General features: G+C 72.0%; 20 protein-coding genes and 1 pseudogene. 9 read left to right on the top strand and 12 right to left on the bottom strand.

Features of this window, described 5'->3' with window-relative positions; translation table 11 throughout:
* Positions 1-46: 46 nt before the first annotated feature.
* Complete coding sequence (locus tag MICAU_RS25960; RefSeq protein ID WP_013288322.1) at positions 47-826, bottom strand: SDR family NAD(P)-dependent oxidoreductase; 780 nt, start codon at positions 824-826, stop codon at positions 47-49.
* Positions 827-1,111: 285 nt separating this feature from the next.
* Here MICAU_RS25960 and MICAU_RS25955 point away from each other — a divergent pair, with 285 nt between their 5' ends.
* Positions 1,112-2,164 carry a fatty acid desaturase family protein gene (locus MICAU_RS25955; protein ID WP_013288321.1) on the top strand — a complete coding sequence of 351 codons (1,053 nt, stop codon included), beginning with the start codon at positions 1,112-1,114 and terminating at the stop codon, positions 2,162-2,164.
* 197 nt (positions 2,165-2,361) lie between these two features.
* A complete protein-coding gene (locus MICAU_RS25950; protein ID WP_030271839.1) occupies positions 2,362-3,510 on the top strand; it encodes an FHA domain-containing protein in 1,149 nt (382 codons plus the stop codon).
* A gap of 74 nt (positions 3,511-3,584) precedes the next feature.
* Here MICAU_RS25950 and rocD read toward each other — a convergent pair whose 3' ends face one another.
* The 5 genes from rocD to MICAU_RS25925 form a co-directional block, all read right to left on the bottom strand.
* Positions 3,585-4,799 (bottom strand): ornithine--oxo-acid transaminase, encoded by a 1,215-nt coding sequence (gene rocD, locus MICAU_RS25945; protein WP_030271837.1) that lies wholly within the window; start codon positions 4,797-4,799, stop codon positions 3,585-3,587.
* Entirely contained in the window at positions 4,799-5,614 is an 816-nt protein-coding gene (gene ddaH / locus MICAU_RS25940) for a dimethylargininase (protein WP_030271835.1), read from the bottom strand. The genes rocD and ddaH overlap by 1 nt, the downstream gene beginning before the upstream one ends.
* A gap of 286 nt (positions 5,615-5,900) precedes the next feature.
* Entirely contained in the window at positions 5,901-6,773 is an 873-nt protein-coding gene (locus MICAU_RS25935; RefSeq protein ID WP_013288317.1) for a thrombospondin, read from the bottom strand.
* Between the two features lie 113 nt (positions 6,774-6,886).
* Positions 6,887-8,344: an RICIN domain-containing protein gene (locus MICAU_RS25930; RefSeq protein ID WP_013288316.1), complete on the bottom strand. Its 1,458-nt coding sequence runs from the start codon at positions 8,342-8,344 to the stop codon at positions 6,887-6,889.
* 5 nt (positions 8,345-8,349) lie between these two features.
* Entirely contained in the window at positions 8,350-9,099 is a 750-nt protein-coding gene (locus MICAU_RS25925) for a cellulose binding domain-containing protein (protein WP_013288315.1), read from the bottom strand.
* A 277-nt stretch (positions 9,100-9,376) separates the two neighbouring features.
* On the opposite strand from MICAU_RS25925, the gene MICAU_RS25920 reads away from it, so the two are divergent.
* Positions 9,377-10,186, top strand: coding sequence for an Fpg/Nei family DNA glycosylase (locus tag MICAU_RS25920; RefSeq protein WP_013288314.1), 810 nt, complete (start codon positions 9,377-9,379; stop codon positions 10,184-10,186).
* Between the two features lies 1 nt (position 10,187).
* Here the strand turns inward: MICAU_RS25920 and MICAU_RS25915 are convergent, their stop codons facing one another.
* Positions 10,188-11,060, bottom strand: a complete 873-nt coding sequence (locus MICAU_RS25915) for an aminoglycoside phosphotransferase family protein (protein WP_013288313.1) — start codon at positions 11,058-11,060, stop codon at positions 10,188-10,190.
* A 63-nt stretch (positions 11,061-11,123) separates the two neighbouring features.
* Positions 11,124-12,545: a WGR domain-containing protein gene (locus MICAU_RS25910; RefSeq protein ID WP_013288312.1), complete on the bottom strand. Its 1,422-nt coding sequence runs from the start codon at positions 12,543-12,545 to the stop codon at positions 11,124-11,126.
* Between the two features lie 157 nt (positions 12,546-12,702).
* On the opposite strand from MICAU_RS25910, the pseudogene MICAU_RS32110 reads away from it, so the two are divergent.
* Positions 12,703-13,322: pseudogene (locus tag MICAU_RS32110) on the top strand (transposase).
* A 238-nt stretch (positions 13,323-13,560) separates the two neighbouring features.
* On the opposite strand, the gene MICAU_RS25905 reads toward MICAU_RS32110, so the two are convergent.
* Complete coding sequence (locus MICAU_RS25905) at positions 13,561-14,943, bottom strand: IS1380 family transposase (RefSeq protein ID WP_013285047.1); 1,383 nt, start codon at positions 14,941-14,943, stop codon at positions 13,561-13,563.
* 137 nt (positions 14,944-15,080) lie between these two features.
* On the opposite strand from MICAU_RS25905, the gene MICAU_RS32555 reads away from it, so the two are divergent.
* Complete coding sequence (locus tag MICAU_RS32555) at positions 15,081-15,938, top strand: TolB family protein (RefSeq protein ID WP_013288311.1); 858 nt, start codon at positions 15,081-15,083, stop codon at positions 15,936-15,938.
* 275 nt (positions 15,939-16,213) lie between these two features.
* Here MICAU_RS32555 and MICAU_RS25900 read toward each other — a convergent pair whose 3' ends face one another.
* Positions 16,214-17,587 (bottom strand): FAD-dependent oxidoreductase, encoded by a 1,374-nt coding sequence (locus MICAU_RS25900; RefSeq protein WP_013288310.1) that lies wholly within the window; start codon positions 17,585-17,587, stop codon positions 16,214-16,216.
* Between the two features lie 41 nt (positions 17,588-17,628).
* On the bottom strand, positions 17,629-18,777 hold the full coding sequence (locus MICAU_RS25895; RefSeq protein WP_013288309.1) for a carboxylate-amine ligase: 1,149 nt from the start codon (positions 18,775-18,777) through the stop codon (positions 17,629-17,631).
* A 186-nt stretch (positions 18,778-18,963) separates the two neighbouring features.
* Between MICAU_RS25895 and MICAU_RS25890 the strand changes: the two genes are divergently transcribed.
* The 4 genes from MICAU_RS25890 to MICAU_RS25875 all read left to right on the top strand — a co-directional run bounded on the left by MICAU_RS25890 (position 18,964) and on the right by MICAU_RS25875 (position 23,335).
* Positions 18,964-19,239, top strand: coding sequence for a DUF6412 domain-containing protein (locus MICAU_RS25890; protein ID WP_013288308.1), 276 nt, complete (start codon positions 18,964-18,966; stop codon positions 19,237-19,239).
* A gap of 138 nt (positions 19,240-19,377) precedes the next feature.
* The gene (locus MICAU_RS25885; protein ID WP_013288307.1) at positions 19,378-20,124 is read left to right on the top strand and encodes a YidC/Oxa1 family membrane protein insertase; all 747 of its coding nucleotides are present in this window, start codon (positions 19,378-19,380) and stop codon (positions 20,122-20,124) included.
* Between the two features lie 78 nt (positions 20,125-20,202).
* Positions 20,203-21,627 (top strand): carbohydrate-binding protein, encoded by a 1,425-nt coding sequence (locus tag MICAU_RS25880; protein WP_013288306.1) that lies wholly within the window; start codon positions 20,203-20,205, stop codon positions 21,625-21,627.
* 142 nt (positions 21,628-21,769) lie between these two features.
* Entirely contained in the window at positions 21,770-23,335 is a 1,566-nt protein-coding gene (locus MICAU_RS25875) for a cellulose binding domain-containing protein (RefSeq protein ID WP_013288305.1), read from the top strand.
* Between the two features lie 12 nt (positions 23,336-23,347).
* Here the strand turns inward: MICAU_RS25875 and MICAU_RS25870 are convergent, their stop codons facing one another.
* Positions 23,348-24,010, bottom strand: a complete 663-nt coding sequence (locus tag MICAU_RS25870; RefSeq protein ID WP_013288304.1) for a DedA family protein — start codon at positions 24,008-24,010, stop codon at positions 23,348-23,350.
* Positions 24,011-24,017 lie beyond the last annotated feature (7 nt).

Raw genomic sequence — 24,017 nt, 5'->3', positions numbered from 1 at the left:
TGCGGCCCGGGCGGGAGACGATCCCGCCCGGGCCGATCCGTTCGCCTCACCTGATCGGCGAACCACCGTCGACCGGGATGGTGTGGCCGTGGATGAAGGACGCGTCGTCGCTGGCGAGGAAGCAGACCGCACGGGCGATCTCGTGCGGCTCGCCGTACCGGCCGGCGGGCGCCTGCATGGTCAGGTCGTAGAACGGGAAGTCGCTGGTGATCTCCGCGCCCTCGAAGGCGGCGGTCTTGATCACGCCGGGGCCGATGCCGACCGCACGGATGCCCTGGTGGCCGTAGTCGTAGGCGATCTGCTTGGTCAGCCCGATGACGCCGTGCTTGGCGGTGGTGTACTCCGCGCCGACCTCGCTGGCGACCACGCCGGACGCCGACGACACGTTGATCACGACGCCCTTGCCGCGCTCCAGCATGTGCGGCAGCGTGGCCTTCGTGGCCAGGAAGACGCCCTTCAGGTCGACCTCCATGACGCGGTCCCACTGGCTGTTCTCGATCTCCAGCAGCGGCACGTACGCGCCGAACACGCCGGCGTTGTTCACCAGCACGTCGATGCGCCCGTACGCGTCGAGGGCGGCGCTCACCATGGCGCGCACCGAGTCCTCGTCGGTGACGTCGGCCGCCACCGCCACCGCGTCGCCGCCGGCTTCCTTGACGCGCGTGACTGTCGCCTCGGCGCGTTCCAGGGAGAGGTCGGAGACGACCACCTTCGCGCCCTCGGCGGCCAGCTCGACGCACATGGACATGCCGAGTCCGGAGCCCACCTGGTCGGGGCTGAAGCCGCCGCCCGTCACCAACACCACCTTTTCCGTCAATCCACGCACCGCGCTGTCTCCCGTCTGTCGACGACCGTGCAGCCTGCCTATCGGCCGTTCAGCTGAGTGGTACTCATCTTTACGTACAGATTAGCTGGTCAGAGGGGGTGCGCCCACCGTCGTACGGGCTCGCTGCGGTGTGACGAAGATCGTTTGCGCCGCGCCGGCCCAGAGAGGTAGGGCCAGCACCACCTCCGAGCCGGGGGTCTGCGGGATTACCCACGGCGACGGTCATCGCCAGAATCGGTGACGGAGAGTCGCGTACGGAGCGTGGCTCGCGGCATCGGGGGCGACATGACCACTTCCACGTCGACGGAACCCGCGGCACGGCGGGGCAGCGACTACGCGCGGCTGTCCCGCCGGATCGCCGAGGCGGGACTGCTCGAACGGCGGCCCGGCCGGTACGCGCTGCGGATCGCGCTCACGCTCGGCGCGTTCCTGGCCGGCTGGATCGTGGTGGCGCTCGTCGGTGACTCGTGGTGGCAGATGCCGCTGGCGGTGGTGATGGCGGTGGTCACCACGCAGGTGGCGTTCCTCGGCCACGACGCCGGGCACCGGCAGATGTTCCGCCGGCGCGGGCCGAGCGAGGCGGCCGGACTGGTCGCCGGCAACCTCGCGGTCGGGCTCAGCTACGGCTGGTGGGTGGACAAGCACAACCGGCACCACGCCAACCCGAACCACACCGACGAGGACCCGGACGTCGGCGCGGGCGCGCTGGTCTGGACGTACGAACAGGCGACGGCGACGCGCGGCCTGAGCCGGTGGATGGCCCGCCGCCAGGCGTGGCTGTTCTTCCCGCTGCTGCTGCTGGAAGGGCTGGCGCTGCACGTGGCGAGCGTGCAGGCGCTCGTCGGCCGGGAACCGGACGGGCGGTGGCGGGTGCCGATGCGGCACCGGGCCGTGGAGGCGCTGCTGCTCGCCGCGCACGCCGCCGGCTACCTCGGGCTGCTGTTCGCGGTCATGTCACCGGCGAAGGCGCTGCTGTTCGTCGCCGTGCACCAGGGGCTGTGGGGCCTCTACATGGGCTGCTCGTTCGCCCCGAACCACAAGGGCATGCCGATGCCCACCGCCGACGACGAGCTGGACTACCTGCGCAAGCAGGTGCTGACCTCGCGCAACGTACGCGGCGGCCGGTTCGTCGACCTGGCGCTGGGCGGGCTCAACTACCAGATCGAGCACCACCTGTTCCCGAACATGCCGCGCGCCAACCTGCGCCGGGCCCGGCCGCTCGTGATGGCGTACTGCGCCGAGCAGGGCGTCCCGTACGCGGAGACCGGGCTGGTCGAGTCGTACCGGCAGGCGCTGGCGCACCTGCACGACGTAGGCCGGCCGCTGCGCGCGGCCTGAGCGCGGCGGGCCGGGCGGGGGCGAGCGGCGCCCGCCCGGTGGCGTGCGCCCCTTTCGGGAGTGCGCCGCCACGCCGCCGGCGGGGGTGGCCGGTAGGGTCGTCGCATGGTGGAGGACGCGCCGCGGTGGTGGCGCGCGGCGCGGCGGGCCGACCGGCCCCGGCCGCGTCACGGGACGACATCGTGCGGAGCTGCGGCATGAGATTCGAGATCAGCAAGGTGCTCGACGCCATCGAGGGTCGGGTCTGCACCGATCCGTCGCTGGCCCGGGCCGTGGTCGACCTGGCCGAGGTGATCCGCTGGCAGAACCTGGACGGCGGCCGTCCGGCCAGCCTGCTGCGACTCGGCATGGTGATCGACGCGCTGTCCCGGCAGATCGGCGAGGACAGCGTCCCGGTCTACGCGATCGTGCACCGGGCGCTGCTGTCCGACGCCGACCTGACCTCCAACGAGCGGATGGTGGTGCGCCGGTGGGCCGACGACGGCCTGGTGGAGGTGCTCGACCAGCCCGGTGACCGGATGCTGGAGGTGGCCGACCTGCTCGGCCTGCCGGTGCTCACCCGGGCGCGGCTGGACGGGCTCGTCGGGCGGTACCCGTGGGTCGCGCAGGCGGGCCGGGTGCTCGCCCCGGTGCCCGGCGCCGGCGGGCCGGTGTTCATCGCGCACGTCGGCGGCGGCCAGGACCCGGCCACCGGCAGTCGCTCACCCGCGGGCGTCAAGGTGCTCTCCCGGAAGTGGCGCTGCCCCGAGCCGGGCTGCGCGCTGTTCGGCGGCGGTGGGGGCGGTGGCGCCTTCGCCGACCTGGCCGCCGTGGACCGGGTGCCGGCCGAGCAGCCGCCGCCCACGCTGCGTACCGGCGCGCCGACCTGCCCCCGGCACGGCGCACGGCTCTCCGACGCCGGCCCGCGCCCACGTACCGCTGTGCTCGCCGTGCGCATCGGCGGTCTGGTCCGCAAGCGGTTCGTGCTCACCGAGACCGAACCGGTGGCGATCGGCCGGGCACCGGACGGCCCGGGTGGGGTGACGCTCGGCCAGTGGCTCAACGACGAGGCCCGGCGCTGGATCAGCCGCAGCCACATCCGGCTGGAGCTGCGGGTGGGCGAGGTGGTGGTCACCGACACCAGCACCAACGGCTCCGGGGTACGCCCCGGTGGTTCGATGGCCGAGCACGAGCGGATCGCGCTGGCGCCGCAGCAGTCCCGGGTGCTCGCCGAGAGCGACCTGATCGAGCTGTACCCGGGCGTGCAGGTGGGCCGCGCGGACGACATGAGCAGCGACGCGAAGTACACCCCGAACTCGGTGATGGCCGAGGCGCCGACCATGGCGATGCGGCTGCCGCGTCCCTGACGGGCACGTGCGAAGGCGCCGGGACCGTCGCGGTCCCGGCGCCTTCTCGCGTACGGAGTCGGCCGCGTACGGCCTCAGCCGGCCAGGACTGCGGCGAGCTGCGCCACCGCGTGGTCGATCTCGTCGGCGGTGATCACCAGCGGCGGGGCGAGCCGGATGGTCGAGCCGTGCGTGTCCTTGGCCAGCACGCCCCGCTCCATCAGCCGCTCGCACGCCTGCCGGCCGGTCATCAGCTCCGGGTCGATGTCCAGCCCGGCCCACAGCCCGCGCCCGCGTACCGCCACCAGGCCCTTGCCGATCAGGCCGCGCAGCCCGGCGTGCAGCCGCTCGCCCAGCTCGGCCGAGCGGCGCTGGAACTCGCCGGTGGCGAGCAGCCGGACCACCTCGGTCGCGACCGCGCAGGCCAGCGGGTTGCCGCCGAACGTCGAGCCGTGCTGGCCCGGCTGGAGCACACCCAGCACGTCGCGGTTCGCCGCCACCGCCGACACCGGCACGATGCCGCCGCCGAGCGCCTTGCCCAGCAGGTACATGTCCGGCTCGACGCCCTCGTGCTCGCAGGCGAACGTCGCGCCGGTACGCCCCAGACCCGACTGGATCTCGTCGGCGACGAACAGCACGTTGCGTTCGGTGCAGACCCGGCGCACACCCGGCAGGTAGCCCTCCGGCGGCACCACGACGCCCTGCTCACCCTGGATCGGCTCCAGCAGCACGGCCACCGTGTTCTCGTCGATCGCCGCGGTCAGCGCGTCCAGGTCGCCGTAGGGCACCACTGTGAAACCCGGGGTGTACGGCCCGAAGTCGGCGCGCGCGTCCTCGTCGGTGGAGAAGCTGACGATGGTGGTGGTACGGCCGTGGAAGTTGCCCTCCGCCACCACGATGTTGGCCTGGCCCGGCGTGACGCCCTTGACCTGGTAGCCCCACTTGCGGGCCACCTTGATGCCGGTCTCCACCGCCTCGGCGCCGGTGTTCATCGGCAGCACGAGGTCCTTGCCGCACAGCGCGGCCAGCTCGCGGCAGAAGTCGGCGAACTGGTCGTGGATGAACGCGCGGCTGGTCAGCGTGAGCCGGTCGAGCTGCGCGTGCGCGGCCTCGATCAGCTTCGGGTGCCGGTGGCCGAAGTTCAGCGCCGAGTATCCCGCCAGGCAGTCCAGGTAGCGGCGGCCGTCCACGTCGGTCAGCCAGGCGCCCTCGGCCGACGAGATCACCACGGGCAGCGGGTGGTAGTTGTGCGCCGTGTGACGCTCCGCGTCCCGGACCGCGGACGGAGTCCGCAGCATGTCGTCGATGATCACTTGCTCGCCTTTCCCTGACGGAGTCGCAACGTGCAGCACTTCGGTCCGCCGCCGGCCTTGCGCAGCTCGGACAGGTCGATCCCGATGGTCTCGTAGCCCCGGTCGCGCAGCTTCGCGGCCAGGTCGGTGGCCTGCGCGGGCAGCACCACGTGCCGGCCGTCGCTGACCGCGTTCAGGCCCAGCACCTCGGCGTCGGCCATGGTGGCGTGGATCGCGTCCGGGAACAACCGGCGCAGCACCGCCCGGCTGCCGGGGGAGAACGCCTCCGGCAGGTACGCCACGGTGCGCTCGTCGAGCACTGTCAGCGCGGTGTCCAGGTGGTAGAACCGGGGGTCCACGAGCTGCATGGTGATCACCGGATAGCCGAAGACCTCCTGGAGCTGCGCGTGCGAGGCGTGCGCGGTGCGGAACCCGGTGCCGGCGAGCAGGTGGTCACCGGCCAGCAGGACGTCGCCCTCGCCCTCGTTGACGTGCTTCGGGTCGTACATCTCGAAGCCGGCGCCCTCGAACCAGGCCCGGTACGCGGGCGCCTCGTCGGCGCGCTGCGGGTCGCGGAACTGCACCGCCATGGCCTTGCCGTCGATCACGGTGCCGCCGTTCGCGGCGAAGACCATGTCCGGCAGGCCGGCGACCGGCTCGATCAGGTCGACCTCGTGGCCCAGGTCCAGGTACGTGCGCCGAAGCTGCTCCCACTGCCGGATCGCCAGGTCGGCGTCGACCGGGGCGGTGGGGTCCATCCACGGGTTGATCGCGTAGTCGACGGCGAAGTACGTCGGCCGGCACATCAGAAAGCGCTGGCGGATGGCGTCCATCGTCATGTCGTGCTCCCAGAGTCGGGCGCGCCCGGCCACCGTCGGCCCACGGGCTGGCGCCGTGGTCCAACGTTATGCGGCCCGGGTAGACGACATCCACCGCGGGAAGTTGCGTTGAGCAGCGAATCGTTGCGTTGAATCGGTCAGCAGCGAGTGATCGTTGCGCCGACCCCGGACACACTTCGGGGGCGGCGAACCGCCGCCCCCGAAAGAGGTGTTGCCCGGCCGGTGAACCACCGGAACTGATCGGGCTGGCCGGCCCTGCCGGCGATCGGGACAGTGCCCGTCAGAACCAGTTGCCAAACTGTGAGTCGAGCCACTCGCGGAAGCGGCCCACCCAGTCGCCGTCGGTGGTCGGCCAGTCGAACTGGCCGGTCATCGCCACGATGCCGAGCACCACGGCGGCCAGGCCGACAGCGATGCCGATCAGCGCGTCGGTCTTGCCCGCCACGTGCCGGCGACGGGTGGCGATCAGGCCCAGCACCGCCAGCACGGCGCCGACCGCGCCGACGCCGATGCCGTACCCGGCGAGCGTGCCGGAGAGCACGAACAGCGCCCCGACGACCGAGACGATCAGGCCGAGCGTGGCGAGCAGGCTGGCCCGGGGACGCTTGGTGGTGTACGGCTCCGGCCGGTCCACCCGGCCGTCGCGGTCGGTGTCCGTACCGTCGGGGCGGCCGTCCCGGTCGAGGTCGGTGCGGTCCGGACGGCCGTCGCGGTCCAGGTCCACGGTGCGCTCGGCGGCGGGCGCCGCGCCGACGGTCCGGGCGTCGGTCACCGCAGCGGTCCGCGTGTCGGCGTCGACCCGGCGGCCGGTGACCGCGCGCGCCGCCGCGCCCCGGTCCGCCGCCCGTCGCCGGGCCTCCGCGTCCCGCTCGTCGTCGGCCGCGATCCGGGCGTCGGTCGTCGTGGCCGCCGTCCGGCCGTCGGTCGTCGTCGCGCCGAGGTCGCGCGCGTCCCGGTCGGTCGCCGCGTCCCGGGCGCGCTCGTCGTCGGTCGCGGTGGCGGCGCTGCGGTACGTGGTCCGCTCCTCGTCGCGGTCGGTGACCACGGGCCGGTCGGCCGGCTGCTCGGCGGTCCGGTCGCGCTCGTCGACCACGCCGTCGCCGTTGGTATCGGTACTGGTCGCCGGAGAGTTCCGGCGGGACAAGATCTTCACGATGGCACCTCCTGATCCAGGCGCGGAGGCCGCGCATGACAAGCAGGAAGTACCCAGGTGTGCCGAAATCGACACCCCTGGGTTCGCTCCGCACGCTCAGGCGTGCCGTCCGGTCACGACACCGTGCGTGACCACTGCTGGTTGGTGCCCGCACCGCAGGCGTACTGCTGGACGTCCGCGCCGTCGCCGGTGCCGGCGTTGACCACGTCCAGGCACTTGCCGCTGTGCCGGGCCCGCAACTGGAACCAGCCGCCGAGCGCGGCCCACTGCCACTGCTGGTTGGCGCCGCTGCCGCAGGTGTACTGGATGATGTTGGCGCCGTCGGCGGTGGACGCGTTAGCGACGTCGAGGCACTTGCCGCTCGCCGCGTTGACGAGGCGGAACCAGCCGCCACCGGCGTCCTGGAACTCCCACCTCTGGTTGCCGCCGCCGTTCCAGCCCCACTGCTTGACCTCGGCGTTGTTCGCCGTGGAGCCGTTGATCACGTCGAGCACCCGGCCGCTGTGCCGGGCGGTGACGCGGTAGTACGTGGGCGAGTTGCCGGTGACGGTGCCCGCCGCCGTGTCGACGGTGACTGACGGATACCAGGTCAGGCTCATGCTGGTGGCGGTCGGGAAGGCGATCGGCAGCCACACGTACTGGGAGTCGTTGGCCGGCCCGCCCCAGGCGCCGGCCCACCTGTCACCCAGATAGAGGTAGCTGGTGCCGGACGTGCCCTGGATCGGCAGCACGAAGGCCGGCTGGGAGTTGAAGGTGGTGCCGTTGCCGACGTCGGTCCATCCGCTCCACGGTCCCGAGATGCTCGGCGCGGTGGCGTACCGGGCCTGGTTCGGGCTCCATCCCGTCGCCCCCGAGGTCAGCAGGAAGTACGTGGAGCCCCGCTTGAACATCGCCGGCGCCTCACGGTGCGCGCCGTCCCAGAAGTTGCCCACCAGGGCGGCCACGTTGAGGTAGTCCGAGGTGAGCCGGTAGATGTTCAGGTCGTAGTTGTCGTCGGCCGCCGAGATCATGTACGCGGTGCCGTTGTCGTTGTAGAGCGTGATGTCACGGGACATGTGCTGCCCGAGCGGCCGGAAGCTGCCGTGGTACGTGTAGTTCCCGTCCACGGTTGCCGAGGAGGCGACAGCGGCCCGCGCCTCGCTGTAGTCGGAGCCGTTCTCCTTGTGCATCCACATCACGAACCGGCCGGTGCCCGCGTTGTAGACGACCTTCGGCCGCTCGATGTTGGCGACCCGCAGCTCCGCGGCCGACGACTGGGTGAGCACGTTGTTGCGGAACTCCCAGGTGCGCAGGTCCGTGGAGCGGTAGACGGAGACCGCCCGGAACGTGTTGTCCGGGTTGCGGTTCTCGCCGAACCAGTAGTAGTAGTCGCCGACCTTGAGGACACCGCCGCCGTGGGCGTGCACCACGGCGCCGGTGGTGTCGGTGAACTGGGTGCCGTTGGTGACTGTCACCGGGGCCGCCAGCGCACCCGCTGCCGGTCCCACCACCGTCGCCGCGACGGCCACTGCGAGCGCCAGCCCCGCCGCGAGGAAACGGCCGGTGCCGCCGTGCCGTGCCGTCCACCGCATGCCGGTCACCGCCCGCAGACCGGCATGATGGCGGCGGGCGTCGCGCTCGTCGCCACGAGCAGGCCGAACGTCGTCGAAGCACCCGGCGCCAGCGTCCCGTTCCAGGAGGCGTTGCGGACCTCGGCGTCCTGGCCGGAGCCCTCGGCCACCCCGCCCCAGACCGACTGGATGCGCTCGTCACCGGACCACCGCCACGAGACGAGCCAGCCCGGGACCGGCTCGGTGCCGTCGTTGCGCACCGTCACAGTGGCGACGAAGCCACCGCCCCACCTGCTGTCGATCGTGGCCGTCGCGGAGCAGAGTGACAGCGTGCGCGCCGGTCCGCCGATCACGTACGGATCCCGCGTGCCCTTGGTGTCGCCGAACCGGAACCAGTACTCGGTACCAGGGGCCAGGCCGCCGATGGTCACCGTCCCGGATCGTTCCGGCCCGGTGACGGCCTCGGCCACCGGGTCGCGCCACCCGGTGGCGTCCTCGCGGCTGGCGTAGAGGCTGACGACCAGCGGCGGGTCGTATCCGCAGGGCGGGCTGAGCACCATCCAGTAGGTGATGGTGATGCTGGTCGTGGTGGCCCCGGTCACCTGGCCGCTGACCGGCAACGCCGGCGGGCACGCGAACGTGGGCGTCGGGGTCGGCGTCGCCGCCGTGGCGAGCGTCGTCGTCGTGGTGGCGGGCGACCGGTCGGCGCCGGCCGAGGCGGCCAGGCCGGTGAGGGCGAGGGCGGCGGCCAGTGCCGCGCCGAGCGTACGGAGCATCTGTCTCTCCCGAGCTGGGGGCGCCGGGGGCGGTCGGCGCCGGAGTGGTGGTGGACCGCGATGTCGCCGCCGTGACGACACGGCGGAGCGCCGGAGACGACTGCCCGGCACCGGGGTGGCGCATCACCCCGCGCTTGTCCCTCCGGCGAGATCGAGCGGCTCGCACTGGCTCCCGAGCGCTGCCGCCGCCAGTCTTTCAGTCGACGAACATCGATTCAATGTCGTCTCAGGACCCGACGTCGCCGGCGGCCCGATCCGCTGGCTACGCTTGGTCGTTGTGCCAGAGGGACACACCATCCACCGCCTCGCCGCCCGGCACGCCGAGCTGTTCGCGGGCGACAAGGTGCACGCCGACAGCCCGCAGGGGCGCTTCGCCGAGGGCGCGGCCCGCCTGAGCGGCACCGTCCTGGACGGCACCGAGGCGTACGGCAAGCACCTGCTGCACCACTACGCGGGCGAGTTGACGCTGCACGTACACCTGGGTCTGTACGGGAAGTTCGCCGACGGGCCGGGGGAGCCGCCGGCCCCGGTCGGGCAGCTGCGGCTGCGCCTGCACAGCGACCGGCACTGGCTGGAGCTGCGCGGCCCGACCGCCTGCGAGCTGCTGACCCCGCCCGAGGTGGCGGCGCTGCGCGACCGGCTCGGGCCGGACCCGCTGCGCGCCGACGCCGACCCGGACCGGGCGTACGCCCGGATCCGCCGCAGTCCCACCCCGCTGGCCGCGCTGCTGCTCGACCAGTCGGTGGTGGCCGGCACCGGCCTGATCTTCGTGACCGAGGCGCTGTTCCGGGCCGGCCTGCCGCCGCTGCTGCCCGGCCGGGAGCTGACGCCGGCCGGCTGGGCCGAGCTCTGGGCGGACCTGGTGATGCTGATGACCCGCGCGGTCGAGCGGGGCCGCATCGACACCGTGCGCGACGCCGACCTGCCGGAGGTGACCGGCCGTGCGCCGCGCGTCGACAGGCACGGCGGCGAGGTGTACGTCTACCGCCGCCCCGGCGCGCCCTGCCACGTCTGCGGCACCCCGGTCAGCCGGGGCGCGCTCGCGGGACGCAACCTCTACTGGTGCCCCACCTGCCAGGCGGGCTGAGTCACATCTCGTCGAGCAGCCAGCGGGCCGCCTCGACGTTTCCGGGGAAGACCTGGTCGCCGCCGATGCTCCAGGCCACCGTCTGGCCGATCGCCCAGCCGCGTACCCGCTCCCGGTCGAGGCCCAGCTCGGCGCTGAGCCGGTCGAGCCGGTGCCGGACCGCCGCCGGGGAGTGACCCAGCTCCGCGCCGCGCACGAGTGGCACCACCGTGAACTCCCGCTCGCCGACCAGCGGCTTCGGGTCGATCACCAGCCACGGTTCGCGCCCGGCGGCCAGGATGTTGCCGGCATGCAGGTCCTGGTTGACGAGCACCTGCTCACCCTGGCTCGGCGCCAGCTCGGCGAGCAGCCCGAGCGCGGTGTCGAGCAGGCGCCGCTCGTACGGGCAGCCGGCCCGTCGCCAGTTACCAGGCATCCGCTCCGCCCAGCCGGCCGCCTCCTCGGCCAGCGGCGTGAACGGTTCACCGGCCGGCACCGCGAGCCCCGGTAGCAGGCCGACCGCGACGTCGAGCGCCGCGTCGGCGGCCAGCGAGTGCAGCGGCGTGCCGGGGTCGCACCGCTCGACCAGCAGTGCGCGCCGATCGGCGTCGTGGGCGAGCAGCCGGATCGCGCCGCGCCCGTCCCAGTGCGCCAGCGCCGTTGCCTCGTGGACGCTGTCGTCGTCCGGGTACTGGAGCTTCAGCACCGCCCGGGTGCCGTCGGGGAGTGTCGCGGGCAGCGCCAGCGAGGCGAACGCGTACGCGAACGGCGGGCCGACCGTCAGCTCCCACCGCGCGACGCAGTGGGCCAGCCGGCCGGGCAGCTCCGCGAGCCACGCCCGGCCGGCCTCGGTCTGCTCGACCCAGCGCAGCCCGTCAGGAATGTCGCACCGCATCCAGACATCCTGACCGGTACGGCGACGATCCGCTGTCCCGGGCCGGATCTCGCCGGTCTGCGGTCAGCGCAGCCGGCGGATGTCCCCGTATGCGCGGTAGAAGCCGCCCCGGCCGGACTCGCGGACCTCGGTGACCAGGTAACGCGCGCCCGGCTCGCGGATGCCCTTGGGGAACTGCACCGACCAGTCCCGCCGGTAACCGTCGGCGAGAACGTGCACCCGCAGCCGGCCGCCCTGCTCGACGCACTGCACCAGCACGCCGTCGCGGTCGTCGGTGGTCACCTCGACCGACGTCCAGGCGGCCGTCTCGGGCATCCGCGCCGGCGCCTTGACATCGACCACGTCGGGCACGCTGCCCGCCTCGGCCGCCCGGATCGCCGCCTCGCTCGCGTCGATGCAGGCCAGGTAGCCGCTCGTGGTGACCACGTAGAGCCGGTTGTCGTGGTACTGCATCGAGTACGCCGAGCCGCAGCCGGTGCCGAGCTTCCACAGCCGGTTGCCGGCCTGGTCGAAGCAGTAGATCGAGGAGGCGCTGTCACCGGCGAACACGTACCGGCCGCCCTCGGCGGTGGCGCAGGAGAAGACCGCCGAGTCGCAGCGGTAGACCTGCTCGGCCCGGCCGTCCTTGCGCAGGCGCACCACCTCGCGGGTGCCCGTGCCGGCGAAGACGGCGTCCCGCTCCTGCCAGCCGAAAAGGACCGCGCCGGTGCCGGTGTGCCACAGCTCGCGCCCGGTGCGCCAGTCGTAACCGGTGACCCCCTGCGAGTGGCCGTGGTAGAGCGCGTCGGCGTCGCAGCGCACCATCCACGCCGACCGGCCCCGCCCCGGCCGGCGCCAGAGGAACTCGTCCTCGTGGTCGATCGCGGAGATGCCGCCGTCGCGGTCGGACACGCCCAGCACGCCGTCGTGGATGTCCAGCCAGTAGATGTCGATCTCGGGCGCGATCGCGTACGCCGCGCGCGGCACCTTGCCGGACAGGTCGTAGACGTTGCCGTCGTCGCAGCCGGCGTAGACCCAGGCGTCGTCGGCGACGATGCACTTCACCCCGTCGGGCAGCCGGACCTGGTTGACCAGCCGGGCGTCGTGGTCGAGTGTGGTGATCACGCCGTGCTCGTTGCCGACCATGCAGTGCCGGTCGTCGACGAAGATGCCGAAGGCGGGCGCGCCCGAGACGTACCGCCAGAGGACCGGGGCGGTGCGGGCGGTCGAGCGGGTGCTGACGATCTGCCGGCGCGACACCGTCCGCTTCTGGCGTACGCCGGGCACCGCCGGGGCGTACCCCTTGCGGACCTTCTCGCCGATCTTCTTCGCGGCGGCGGCGCGGGCGCGGGTGTTGTCCGGGTAGGTGCTCGTCTTCACCTGGCCCTGGTCGCCGATCCGCCCGTAGCGCACTGTCATCGCGGTGTCGTCGACCACCACCTCGTAGAACTTGTGCGCTCCGCCATCCACTTCGGACAGTTCGAGGTAGGTCGTCTCCTGGGACATGGGGGTATACCTCCGAGGGGAAGTGCCGAACCGGCAACGCGCACACGCTAACCCCCGGCACCGACAAGATCGTTGTTAAGGGGTTCCAACAAAATGATGTTGGTGAGGAGGGGGTGAGCGGCCAACGTGGATCGTCTCGGACGAGTCGTGAGTCGAGATCGCACCGCTGCTGCCACCCCGCCCACCACTCCGCAGCCGGGATCCGGGGGGTAAGCGTCGGACGGCCGGAATGTCTTGGGCGGGATCTTGTTCGTGCCCTATACGGCGATCGCGTGGGAGTTCCTGCCTCGGAGTCGGGGTTCTGGTCGGGCATGACCTGCTGGCGCAGGTTTGCGCAGTCGGACATGTTCAGGGCGGTGATCGACGGCTCCCGCATCCGGGCGCTCGGGGCGGCCCAAACCGGTCCGGGGCCGCCCGACCGTCGCAAACCTGGCTCGAAACCCCACGTCACCACCGACGGCGGCGGCATCCCCCGCGCGGTCACACTGACCGGCGGGAACAGGCACGACTCCACCCAGACCACCGCGCCACTCGACGCCAGCCCGGCCACCGGCGGCCGGCCAGGACCACCCCGACGCCGCCCCCGACCGGCTCTACGCCGACCGGCGCTACGACTACGACAGCCGCCGCCACCAGATCCGCGCCCGCGGGTTTCGCCGCCTGCGCATCCGCTGGGAAATCCGAGACGACATCCACGAAGCCCTCCTCCGCCTCGCCTGCGCTCTGACCTGCTGGCACCAACTCGAATGTTGGGAGTTCCAAGAGCATGAGCCCTAAACTCGGGCAACGCGACGGCAGCCTGCGGCTAGTTCCACCTGAGAAGTGAGCTGATGAGGAAGATCTTTCCTGGTCTAGCCTCGATGATTCGCGCCTGACGCCGGCTCCTTCGGCCCGGCGCTCCTGATCGCTGTTGATCGATATTGTGTGGTTCCGGGCATGGTGGTGGGCCGTCTGTCGCGGCGGTGGGCGTGGTCTCCTGGGGTCCTCCGGGTTGTTGGGGCAGCGGCTGTGTTGGTCAGCCGGGGTCGGGGATGGCCGCGATCCGGTTGAACGCGGCGGTGATCTGTTCGGCCCAGGGCCACCTGGACGGGATGCGCAGCGTGCGGCGGCGTTGGCCGTGCACGAGGCGGGCGGCGGTGTGCAGGATCCGGTAGCGCAGCCGTTTCGGTTCGGCCTTGGCCAGGTCGCCGTCGAGGCCGATGAGCTGCAGCCACGCGATGAGGTCGACGGCGATCGCTGCGGCAATGCACCAGGCCTGGTTGATGGCGAACTCGCGGGAGGGTAGCCGCCCCAGGCCGGTGTCCTTGGCGCAGCGGATCCGGTCCTCGACGCGGGCGTGGGCCCGGTGACGGGCCTCCAACCACTGCAAGACACCTACCGGGGTGTTGGTGGCGAAGGCGGTGTAGCGCCAGCCATCGCGGTCCTCGAACAGGGTCAGTTGGGCGCCGGGGTGGGGGCGCTCCCGCCGGACGATGACCCGCATCCCGGCCGGCCAGCCTGGCAGGGGCAGCAGGCCGGTCAGTTCGGCGACGGCGGCGCCATCACGCACACCGCCATCAGCGTTGATCGCCGGCGACCACGCCGAGGCGGGTAGGGCGGTGATGGCGGTGCGTTCGGGTTCGCCGATCGACCAGCCGAGGGAGTACTCGACCCGCCGGCCGCGTTTGCTGTCCTGCTCGTGGAGCCAGTCAAGGACGGCGTGGGTGGCTGCGGCGGAGTCACCGCGGATGAGCAGGTGCCGGCGGTGTTTCGCGGGGACCTGCGCGACGGCTTGGGCGAGCACGTCGAGGTGATCGGCGGCCGTGTTCGCGCCGGCGTTGCCCGGCCGCAGCGTGATGGCGAGCAGCTCGGCGGTGTTGTCGCAGGTGACCAGGATCGGGTGGAAGCCGTAGGTGTGCTTGTAGGTGGCCGCGGCGCCTTCCTTGTCGCTGTGCGCGATCACGATCGTGGAATCCACATCGAGGACCACCACGCCGGTGCCGATGTCCCGGCCCGCCGCCCGTGCCGCCGGTGGGCCGCCGAACAGTTGCCACATCCGGGCGCGTACCTTCGCCCGGGCCTTGGCGATGCGCCGCAGCTGCACCACGCCGATCTCGTCCAGGGCCCGCCACACCGTGGTGTCCGAGGCCACCGACCCGAACACCTCCTGCTGGTGGCGCAGCACGTCGATGTCCGCGATCGCTTCCCCACCGTCAGCGATCATCACCGCGAGGTCGACCAGCACCCGACCCCGATCATGCACCGGCCACCAGCCGGCCCGGGCCAGCCCCGCCGACAACGCCACGGTCAACCCGGCCCGATCCGCCAGCAACCGCAGCAACGCCGCACCGACGTGCGACACCACACCCGAACCACCCGCGGTAACCCGCAGATCCCGCGACCACGCCGTAAGCTGCACCTCGGAAGTGCCTCCCCCAGAGAGAAACCTGTAGATGTCGCAATCACAAGTTTCCCTTGCAGGGCAGGCACTTCCGCTCATCTACACGCCGACGAACAGCGCATCTTGGCGATCACGGTGAATCACCCAGGCTAGTAGTGGCTGTGATCCTCGTGGCTGTGAGTGGTTGCACGCTGTCGGCGTTAGGGGGGCCGCTGGTCACCAGCGTGGCATGGGTCTCGCAGGACAGGCTCTACTACCTCCGTGAGGACGACTCCGAAGTTAGCGAGTTGTGGGTGCGTGACGCGGGACGCGAGCGCAAGTTGGCATCCCAGTCGGACATGCCCGTCCCTTGTGGCCCGCTTGATTTCCTGTTCGCTGTCGAACCGGACTCGCTGGGTATCGGGATGGCGTGCGATGGGTTCCAGAGGTTGGTTTCCTACTCGGAGGCAACTGGTTCATTCAATGACCTCCTGGACGTACCCTCGGCGTCTGATGTTGCTCTGAACGCTGACGGTCGAAGCGGTTATGTCAGTAGCGGCAAGGACGACTGTTGGGAGATTCAACCGTTCGGAGATGCCGTCGCCGGCGACTTGATCGACTGGGCGGAATATTCCTGCCGGATGGGAAAGTCGGCCAAGGCGCCCGTTGTCGTTCGTGGCGGACGGGTTGTTTTCGCTGCCACCAACGACCCTCCACCTGATCGGTTGAGGGCAGAGGAGCGGCGCGTCTGGCGGCTGATGGCCGCCTCCAGGGAGCGGGGAGAGGTGAAGCAGGTTGGGCCGGAACTACATGGATTCCCTGATTTGGCCGTGGCGCCGGGAGGGAGTAAAGCGATCGTCACAGTGTCTTTCAACGGGCCGGCCGATGTTCTCGAGGTCGATCTGCAGAGTGGTCAATCCCGGCGGATCCGCCAGGCGGATCATGCAAGATCGCCAAGTGTCTCGCCGGATGGCAGAAAGGTGGCGTTCGTGGATGGAAATGGGCGCATCGTCGTTCAGGACCTCTCCTCCTGAGGCAGGCCATCCCGGCTTGATCTGATGCTGGAACACTCGACGCCGTCTCGTTGAGCCCGCGTCGGATGCTTACCGTCGGCCGAGGGTGGGAGCAGACAGGTGCACCGAACGGCATCTATCGGCACTCAACTGCACCTACCGCGACTTGAACCCCACCAGCGGTCCTTCTTCTTGGGCCGTGATCTCCTCGGCGTGCCCGAAAGCGTCAGCACCGGTGGCTCCGCTTGTAAGAAGGGGCCCTTCCTCTACCGGAGGCGTTAATAGGGGGCCCTTCCTTACACGGCGGCCAGGGCGTCGACGGCCTTGCGGGCGGCGATCAGCACCGGATCCCACACCGGGGCGTACGGCGGCGCGTACCCCAGGTCGAGCGCTGTCATCTCGTCCACTGTCATGCCGTTCCACAGTGCCACCGCGAGCGCGTCGATCCGTTTGGCAGCCTCGGACCAGCCGACGATCTGGGCCCCGAGCAACCGCCCGCTGGGCCGCTCGGCGATCAGCTTGACCGTCATCGGCCGCGAGCCCGGGTAGTAGCCGGCCCGGTTCGTCGACTGGGCCAGCACTGTGACGAACTCGAAGCCGGCCTCCCGCGCGTCCCGCTCGCGCAGCCCGGTGCGGCCCACCTCCAGCTCGCAGACCTTGGTGACGGCGGTGCCGATGACGCCGGGGAAGGTGGCGTACCCGCCGCCGATGTTGATGCCCGCGATCCGGCCCTGCTTGTTGGCGTGCGTGCCGAGCGGAATGTGCACCGGCATGCCGCTGACCCGGTGCAGCGACTCGACGCAGTCGCCCGCCGCCCACACGCCGGGTACGCCCGGCACCCGCATCCGGCGGTCGGTGCGGACCGCCCCGGAGGGGCCGATCGGCAGGCCGGCGGCCTCGGCGAGCGCGGTGTTGGGGCGTACGCCGAGACCCAGCACCACGACGTCGGCCGGGATCGGCCCCTCGTTCGTGACCACCGCGGAGATCCGGCCGTCCCGCTCCTGGAGACCGGTGACCTGGAGGCCGGTGCGGACGCCGATGCCGGTCGCGCGCATCGCGTCGGCCACCAGCTCGCCCATGTCCGGGTCGACTGTCGACATCGGCTGGTCGGCCTGCTCCACGAGCTGGACGGAGAGCCCGCGCTGCACGAGCGCCTCGGCCATCTCGACGCCGACGTAGCCGCCGCCGACGACCACCGCGCGCCGGGGCCGGGGCTCGCGTTCGAGCCAGCCGATCAGCGCCGCGCCGTCGTCGAGCGTCTGCACGCCGAACACCCCTGACACGTCGTCGCGTGCCCAGTCCGGCTGCACCGGGGACGCGCCGGTGGCGTACACCAGGGTGTCGAAACCGGCGCGGACCTCGCCGCCGCCGTCCAGGTCACGCGCGAGGATCTCGCGGCGGTCCAGGTCGATGGCGGTGACCTCGTGCCGGGTACGGACCTCGATGCCGAAGTCGTCGCGGAAGGTCTTCGGGTCGCGGGCGATCAACTCGTCCCGCTCCTCGACCAGGCCGCTGACCCAGTAGGGGATGCCGCAGGCCGAGTAGGAGGTGAAGTGCCCGCGTTCGAACGCGACGATCTCCAGCTCGGACCGGTCGCGGCGGCGACGCGCCTGCGACGCCGCCGACATCCCGGCGGCGTCGCCGCCGATGACGATCATGCGCTCGGCCACGTCGCCCATCCTGTCACGCCGGGCCACGGCCGCGTGGCCGCTCAGCCACGGGTCTGCCGCGCCACGTCCGCGACCACGTCGACGAGGCTGCCGGTACGCGCGAACACCGCCCGCTGTCGTGCCGCGCCGCTGCCGTGCCGGCGCAGCCCGCCCAGCAGATCGGTCACCCGGTCCAGGTCGCCGTGCCGTTCCAGTTCGGGGCGCAGCCGGTCGACGAGCCGGTCCACCAGCTCCCAGGCCGGGCGCAGCTCACCGTCGGTGAGGTCGACGCCCTCGCCCTCCAGCCCGTCGTGGGCGGCCCGCCAGTGCGCCGCCACCAGCAGGTGGTGGTCGGTGTTGACGGCCGGGCGGCCGGCGGCGATGTCGGTGAGCGCGGTGGCGACGAGCGCGCGGACCAGCGCCGCCACCAGCACCGCGTCGTCCACCGACGGGCAGACGTCGCCGATGCGGATCTCCACCGTGGGGTACTTCGCGGACAGCCGGGCGTACCAGTAGAGCATCCCCTCGTCCAGCATCACACCGCTGGCGATGAGCTGCCGGATCAGCCGCTCGTAGTGCTCGTGCGACTCCAGGTACGGGGTGGGCGCGACCGACGGCCAGCGTTCCCACTCCACCGAGCGCCAGCTCGCGTACCCGGTGTCCTCGCCCCGGGAGAACGGGGAGTTCGCGGTGACCGCCTGCAGGATCGGCAGCCAGGGCCGGACATGGTTGAGCACCTGCACACCGGTGTCCGGATCGGGGATGCCGACGTGGATGTGCATGCCGTTGTTGCCGGGACCGGGCACCAGCAGCCGGAACCGCTCGATCATCCGGTCGAAGCGCGGCTTGTCCACCACCGGCGGCACCGGCCCGTCGACCGGCCCGGTGCCGATCGCGAGCAGCCGTACGCCGGCCCGCTCGGCCGCGTCGGCCAGCTCGGCGCGCAGCATCGACAGCGAGTGCCGGATCGAGGACAGGTCCAGCCCGGGCGGGCTGCCGATCTCGATCTGGCTGGTCTGGAACTCGCGTTCCACCTGACCGCGCAGCTCGGCCGGCACCTGCTCCATGACCAGGTCGACGGCGGGTACGGCGGTCCCGGTGTGCGGGTCGGCGAGCAGGAACTCCTCCTCGACGCCGACTGTCAGCAGGTCGGTTCCGCCCGATGCGGCGCTCCGCTCCCGCTCCGCCACTGAGCCACTCATCGTCACCACCGTCTCCTCCGGACCGCTCGCGGCACCGTGCCGCGTGGTCGAGGACCTGTTACCCACCGTGTCCGTTTGGGGAAACGTGCCGCTGGGCGTGTCGGCGCCGGTTCGCCCGAACGGGTCGTGCCGCCGGTGGGCGTGCACGGGCCCGCGGGGCGTGACACGGCGGGCTAGGGTGGCCGTGTGACGGGGATGCTGGCGGTGCTGACGGGAGCGTGGGCGTACGCGCTCGCCCTGTTCGCCGACCGGCCGGCCGGGCTGATCGCCGGTGCGGCGGTCGTCGCCGCGCTGCTGCTCGCCACGCTGCTCGCGCTGCGGGTCCGCGCGCTGCCCACGCCGCCCGGCACCCGGTTCGCCGCCGCGCTGCGTGCCCGCGCCCGCCGCCGCGGGGTGCCCCGGCAGGTCGACCCGGACGCACCGGGGCGTCCGCGCCCCCGCGCTCCCGGCCTGCACCCCTCGGCCGCGTAGCCACCTTCTTCCGGCCCGCGTCGGCGGGCCGGTAGATCCCTCCATCCCGGCTTCCGCGGCCGATTCCGTCGTCATCCGTCCCGCCGTGCGGCACGTCGCCGCCCGGGACACCCGGAATCGCCATCGAGGGGTCCACCCATGCTCGCCTTCGCACCGTTGCACTCCGCGGCCTCGGCCGCGGCCACAGTCGTCACCTGGCTCGCCGACGTGCTCGCCCCGCTCACCGGCGGCGCCGCGACTGCGGCCGCCATCGTCCTGTTCACAGTCGCCGTCCGGCTGCTGATCTCCCCGCTGACAGTGGCCCAGGTCCGCGGGGAGCGGCGTCGCACCGCGCTCGCCCCCGAGGTACGGGAACTCCAGCGCCGGTACGCCGACGATCCGGCCCGCCTCCAGAGCGAGCTGTTCGCGCTCTACCGCAACGCCGGTGCCAGCCCGGTGGCGGGCTGCCTGCCGGCTCTGTTGCAGGCACCGTTCTTCCTGGTCATGTACCGCCTGTTCGCCACCGGTGACGGCGCGCCGGAGCTGCTGGGGGAGCGGCTCGCCGGCGTACCGCTGGGGTGGCATCTCGGCGACGGCCTGGCCGGCCCGGTGCCGCTGGTGTTCGGCGTGCTGCTGGCCGCGCTGCTGGCGCTGGCCTGGTGGTCGTCGCGGCGGATGCGCCGGGCGGCGGCCGCCACCGGCACCGTGGCCGGGACGCCGGCCGAGGGTCCGGGCGCGGCGGTGCTCGGGCGGGTGCTGCCGCTGCTGCCGTACGGCACGGTGCTGGTGGCGCTCGTGGTGCCGCTGGCAGCGGTGCTCTATCTGGTCACCACCACGGCGTGGACGGCGCTGGAGCAGGTGGTGCTGCGCCGGCCGCAGCCGGCGGCGGCCATCGACAAGCGTTGACAAGTGCGGGGGCGGGCGCGTAGAAATCGCTCTCAGAGAGCGCTCTCCCGGACCCGTCCCCGCAGAGAGGCACCCCGAATGAATTCGATCCCGGCGGCTCCGGCCGCCTCCGCCACCGTGCCCCGAACACGCCGCCGGCTCGCCCTGGCCGCCGGTGTCCTCGCGCTCACCACAGCGCTCGCGGGCGTCTCGATGACCGCCCAGGCCGCGGTGCCCCCGACACCGTCCGGATGGAACCTGGTGTGGAGCGACGACTTCACCGGCTCCGCCGGCACGCTGCCCTCGTCCGCCAACTGGATCATCGACACCGGCACCGGCTACCCGGGCGGCCCGGCCAACTGGGGCACCGGCGAGATCCAGACCTACACGTCCAGCACCGCGAACCTGGCCCACGACGGCTCGGGCAACCTGCGCATCACGCCGTTGCGGGACTCGGCCGGCCGCTGGACCTCGGCCCGGATCGAGACGGTACGGGCGAACTTCAAGCCGCCGTCGGGTGGTGTGCTGGCCCTGGAGGGCCGGATCCAGATGCCGAACGTGACGGGCGCGGCGGCGTCCGGGTACTGGCCGGCGTTCTGGGCGCTCGGCTCGCCGTACCGGGGCAACTACCAGAACTGGCCGGGCATCGGTGAGTTCGACGTGATGGAGAACGTCAACGGGATCAACTCGGTCTGGGGCGTGCTGCACTGCGGCGTCGCGCCGGGCGGCCCGTGCGGGGAGTTCAACGGCATCGGCGCCTCCCGGGCCTGCCCGGGTAGCACCTGCCAGTCGGCGTTCCACACCTACCGGTTCGAGTGGGACGCCTCGACCAGCCCGCAGCAACTGCGCTGGTACGTCGACGGCCAGCTCTTCCACACCGTCGGGCAGAACCAGATCGGTGAGCCGTACTGGAGTCAGATGACCAACCACGCCGGTTACTTCCTGCTGCTCAACGTGGCGATGGGCGGCGGCTTCCCGGACGGCGTGGCCGGCTCCGCGACGCCCACCGCGGCGACGGTGCCCGGCCGGTCGATGCTCGTCGACTACGTGGCCGTCTACACCCGCGGCGGCGGGAGCAACCCGTCGCCGACGCCGACCACGCCGCCGCCGGGCGGGGTGCGCGACGCGTACGCGACGATCCAGGCCGAGTCGTTCAACGCGCAGAACGGCGTGCAGGTGGAGACGTGCGCCGAGGGCGGCCAGGACATCGGCTGGCTCGCCAACGGCGACTGGGCCCGCTACGACAACGTCGACTTCGGCTCGACGCCGCCGCGCGACTTCGTGGCCCGGGTCGCCTCCGGCGCGGCGTCCGGCGTGAGCGGGCTGGTGGAGGTCCGGGTGGACAGCCCGACCGCGCCGCCGATCGGCAGTTTCGCAGTAGGCAACACCGGCGGCTGGCAGACCTGGCGCTCGGTGCCCGGCAACGTCGGCGCGGTGACCGGGCGGCACACGGTCTACCTGACGTTCAGCAGCGGCCAGCCGTCCGACTTCGTCAACGTCAACTGGTTCACCTTCCGCCGCTGAGTGCGGCCGGGACGCGGCCCGGACCCCCTCCGGGGTTCGGGCCGCACCGGTGCTGGACAGAAACAGTTAACACTCTTAATAATAGGCGCACGTCGACGGTTGTGAATCCCTCTCCACCCCCGCCCGTCCCCTGGAGGACGCCGTGAGACTCCGCCCCCGCCTGGCGACGCTCGCCGCCGCGCTGACCACCGCCGTGGTCGCCGGTGCCCTGCTCGCCGCGCCACCCGCCTCCGCCGCCACCGCCGCGTTCGTCCGCACCTCCAGCTGGAGCAGCGGGTACGAGGCCCGGTTCACAGTCACCAACGACAGCTCCGCCGCGATCTCCTCGTGGAACGTCCAGTTCGACCTGCCGTCCGGCAGCACGCTCGGCTCGTTCTGGGACGCCCGGCTGACCACCTCCGGCCAGCACGTCACAGCCGTCAACCAGTCCTGGAACGGCGCGCTCGCCCCGGGCACCAGCACCAGCTTCGGCTTCGTCGTCAGCGGCACCGGCGACCCGGTGAACTGCACAGTCAACGGCGCCTCCTGCACCGGCGGCGGCAACCCCGGCAACCCGGGCGCACCGGCCACCCCGGGCGAGCTGCGGGTCACCGGCACCACCGCGTCCGCCGTCTCGCTCGCCTGGAACGCGGTCTCCGGCACCGTCACCGGCTACCGGGTGTACGAGGGCGGCACGGTCAAGGCCACAGTCACCGGCACCTCGGCCACCGTCTCCGGGCTGGCCGCGTGCAGCGGGCACAGCTACACCGTGACCGCGTACAACGGCACCGGCGAGTCGGCGAAGTCGGCGGCGGTCGCGGCCACCACCAGCGGGTGCACCGGTGGCGGCGGAGGCGCGATGGCCGCCGCGCCGTATCTCTACCCCGGCTGGGGTGACCCGCCCGCGCCCGCCACCGTGATGGGCGCGACCGGCATCAAGTGGTTCACCATCGCGTTCGTGCTCTCCGGCGGCGGCTGCACCCCGGCCTGGGACGGCAGCGGCCCGCTGACCGGCGGCACGCATGCCGCCACCATCGCCGCGATCAAGGCGGCCGGCGGCGACGTCATCCCGTCCTTCGGCGGCTGGAGCGGCAACAAGCTCGGCCCGAACTGCTCGTCCGCCGCTGCCCTGGCCGGCGCGTACCAGCAGGTCATCAACGCGTACGGGCTGAAGGCGATCGACATCGACATCGAGAACAGCGACGAGTTCGAGAACGAGGTGGTGCAGGACCGCATCCTGGACGCCCTGAAGATCGTCAAGCAGAACAACCCGGGCATCAAGACGATCATCACGTTCGGCACCTCGACCACCGGGCCGTCGTACTACGGCACCCGGCTGATCAACCAGGCCGCGGCCAAGGGCGCCGGGATCGACGTGTTCACCATCATGCCGTTCGACTTCGGCGGCGGCGCGAACATGTACCAGAACACCGTGAACGCGGCCGAGGGCCTGAAGACCGCGCTGCGCAACGCGTTCGGCTGGTCGGACGCCACCGCGTACGCGCACATGGGCCTGTCCGGCATGAACGGCCTCTCCGACCAGCAGGAGCTGACCTCGCCGGCCACCTGGACGCAGATCCGCGACTGGGCGAAGGCGCGCGGCCTGGCCCGGTTCACGTTCTGGTCGGTCAACCGGGACCGGCCCTGCCCCGGCGGCGGCGTGGTCGCCAACTGCTCCGGCATCGCGCAGAACACCTGGGAGTTCACCGGCATCACCGCGGGCTTCTGACCCGCGCGGCGGTCAGCGCCCGGTGGTCACCGACTGCCGGGCGCGCCGCCGGCGCACCTTCTTCACCGCCCAGCTCACGATCATGAAACCGAAGACGGCGAAGATCGCGTAGTTGAACCACTGGCTGTACTTGTCGACGTCCTCCCACCGCGAGCCCAGGGTGAACCCGGCGCCGACGATCAGGGCGTTCCACACCCCGCTGCCGAGCGTGGTGAGCAGGATGAACTCACCGAGCGGCATCCGGTTCGCGCCGGCCGGGATGGAGACCAGGCTGCGGACCACCGGCACCACCCGGCCGATCAGCACCGCCCACCGGCCGTGCCGCTCGAACCAGCGGTCGGCCTTCTCCAGATCCTGCAGGTCGACCAGCGGGATGTGGTCCAGCCAGCGCTTGAGCCGCTCCTCGCCGAGCGCCGCGCCGAGCCAGTAGAGCACCAGCGCGCCGAGCAGCGAGCCGACCGTCGCGGCGACCACGATGAACACCACGTTGAACCGGCCCTCGGCGGACAGGTAACCGGCCATCGCCAGCACGATCTCGCTCGGGATCGGCGGGATGATGCTCTCCAGCGCCACCAGCAGTGCCACGCCGACCGCGCCGAGCGAGTCGATCACGCTCGCCACCCAGCCGGTCAGCCCGGTGAACTGGTTCGGGTCGACGTCCTGGGCCAGGGCCATGGGGGTC

This window comes from Micromonospora aurantiaca ATCC 27029 (assembly GCF_000145235.1).
In the GTDB taxonomy this organism is placed as follows: domain Bacteria; phylum Actinomycetota; class Actinomycetes; order Mycobacteriales; family Micromonosporaceae; genus Micromonospora; species Micromonospora aurantiaca.
This window is presented reverse-complemented; position numbering and strand designations above follow the sequence as displayed.

Coding starts and splice junctions, on each gene's coding strand:
- MICAU_RS25955 (WP_013288321.1), top strand. CDS start 1,112: ATGACCACTTCCACGTCGACGGAACCCGCGGCACGGCGGGGCAGCGAC.
- MICAU_RS25950 (WP_030271839.1), top strand. CDS start 2,362: ATGAGATTCGAGATCAGCAAGGTGCTCGACGCCATCGAGGGTCGGGTC.
- ddaH (WP_030271835.1), bottom strand. CDS start 5,614: ATGGACGCCATCCGCCAGCGCTTTCTGATGTGCCGGCCGACGTACTTC.
- MICAU_RS25930 (WP_013288316.1), bottom strand. CDS start 8,344: ATGCGGTGGACGGCACGGCACGGCGGCACCGGCCGTTTCCTCGCGGCG.
- MICAU_RS25925 (WP_013288315.1), bottom strand. CDS start 9,099: ATGCTCCGTACGCTCGGCGCGGCACTGGCCGCCGCCCTCGCCCTCACC.
- MICAU_RS25915 (WP_013288313.1), bottom strand. CDS start 11,060: ATGCGGTGCGACATTCCTGACGGGCTGCGCTGGGTCGAGCAGACCGAG.
- MICAU_RS25910 (WP_013288312.1), bottom strand. CDS start 12,545: ATGTCCCAGGAGACGACCTACCTCGAACTGTCCGAAGTGGATGGCGGA.
- MICAU_RS25890 (WP_013288308.1), top strand. CDS start 18,964: ATGCTGGCGGTGCTGACGGGAGCGTGGGCGTACGCGCTCGCCCTGTTC.
- MICAU_RS25885 (WP_013288307.1), top strand. CDS start 19,378: ATGCTCGCCTTCGCACCGTTGCACTCCGCGGCCTCGGCCGCGGCCACA.
- MICAU_RS25880 (WP_013288306.1), top strand. CDS start 20,203: ATGAATTCGATCCCGGCGGCTCCGGCCGCCTCCGCCACCGTGCCCCGA.
- MICAU_RS25870 (WP_013288304.1), bottom strand. CDS start 24,010: ATGGCCCTGGCCCAGGACGTCGACCCGAACCAGTTCACCGGGCTGACC.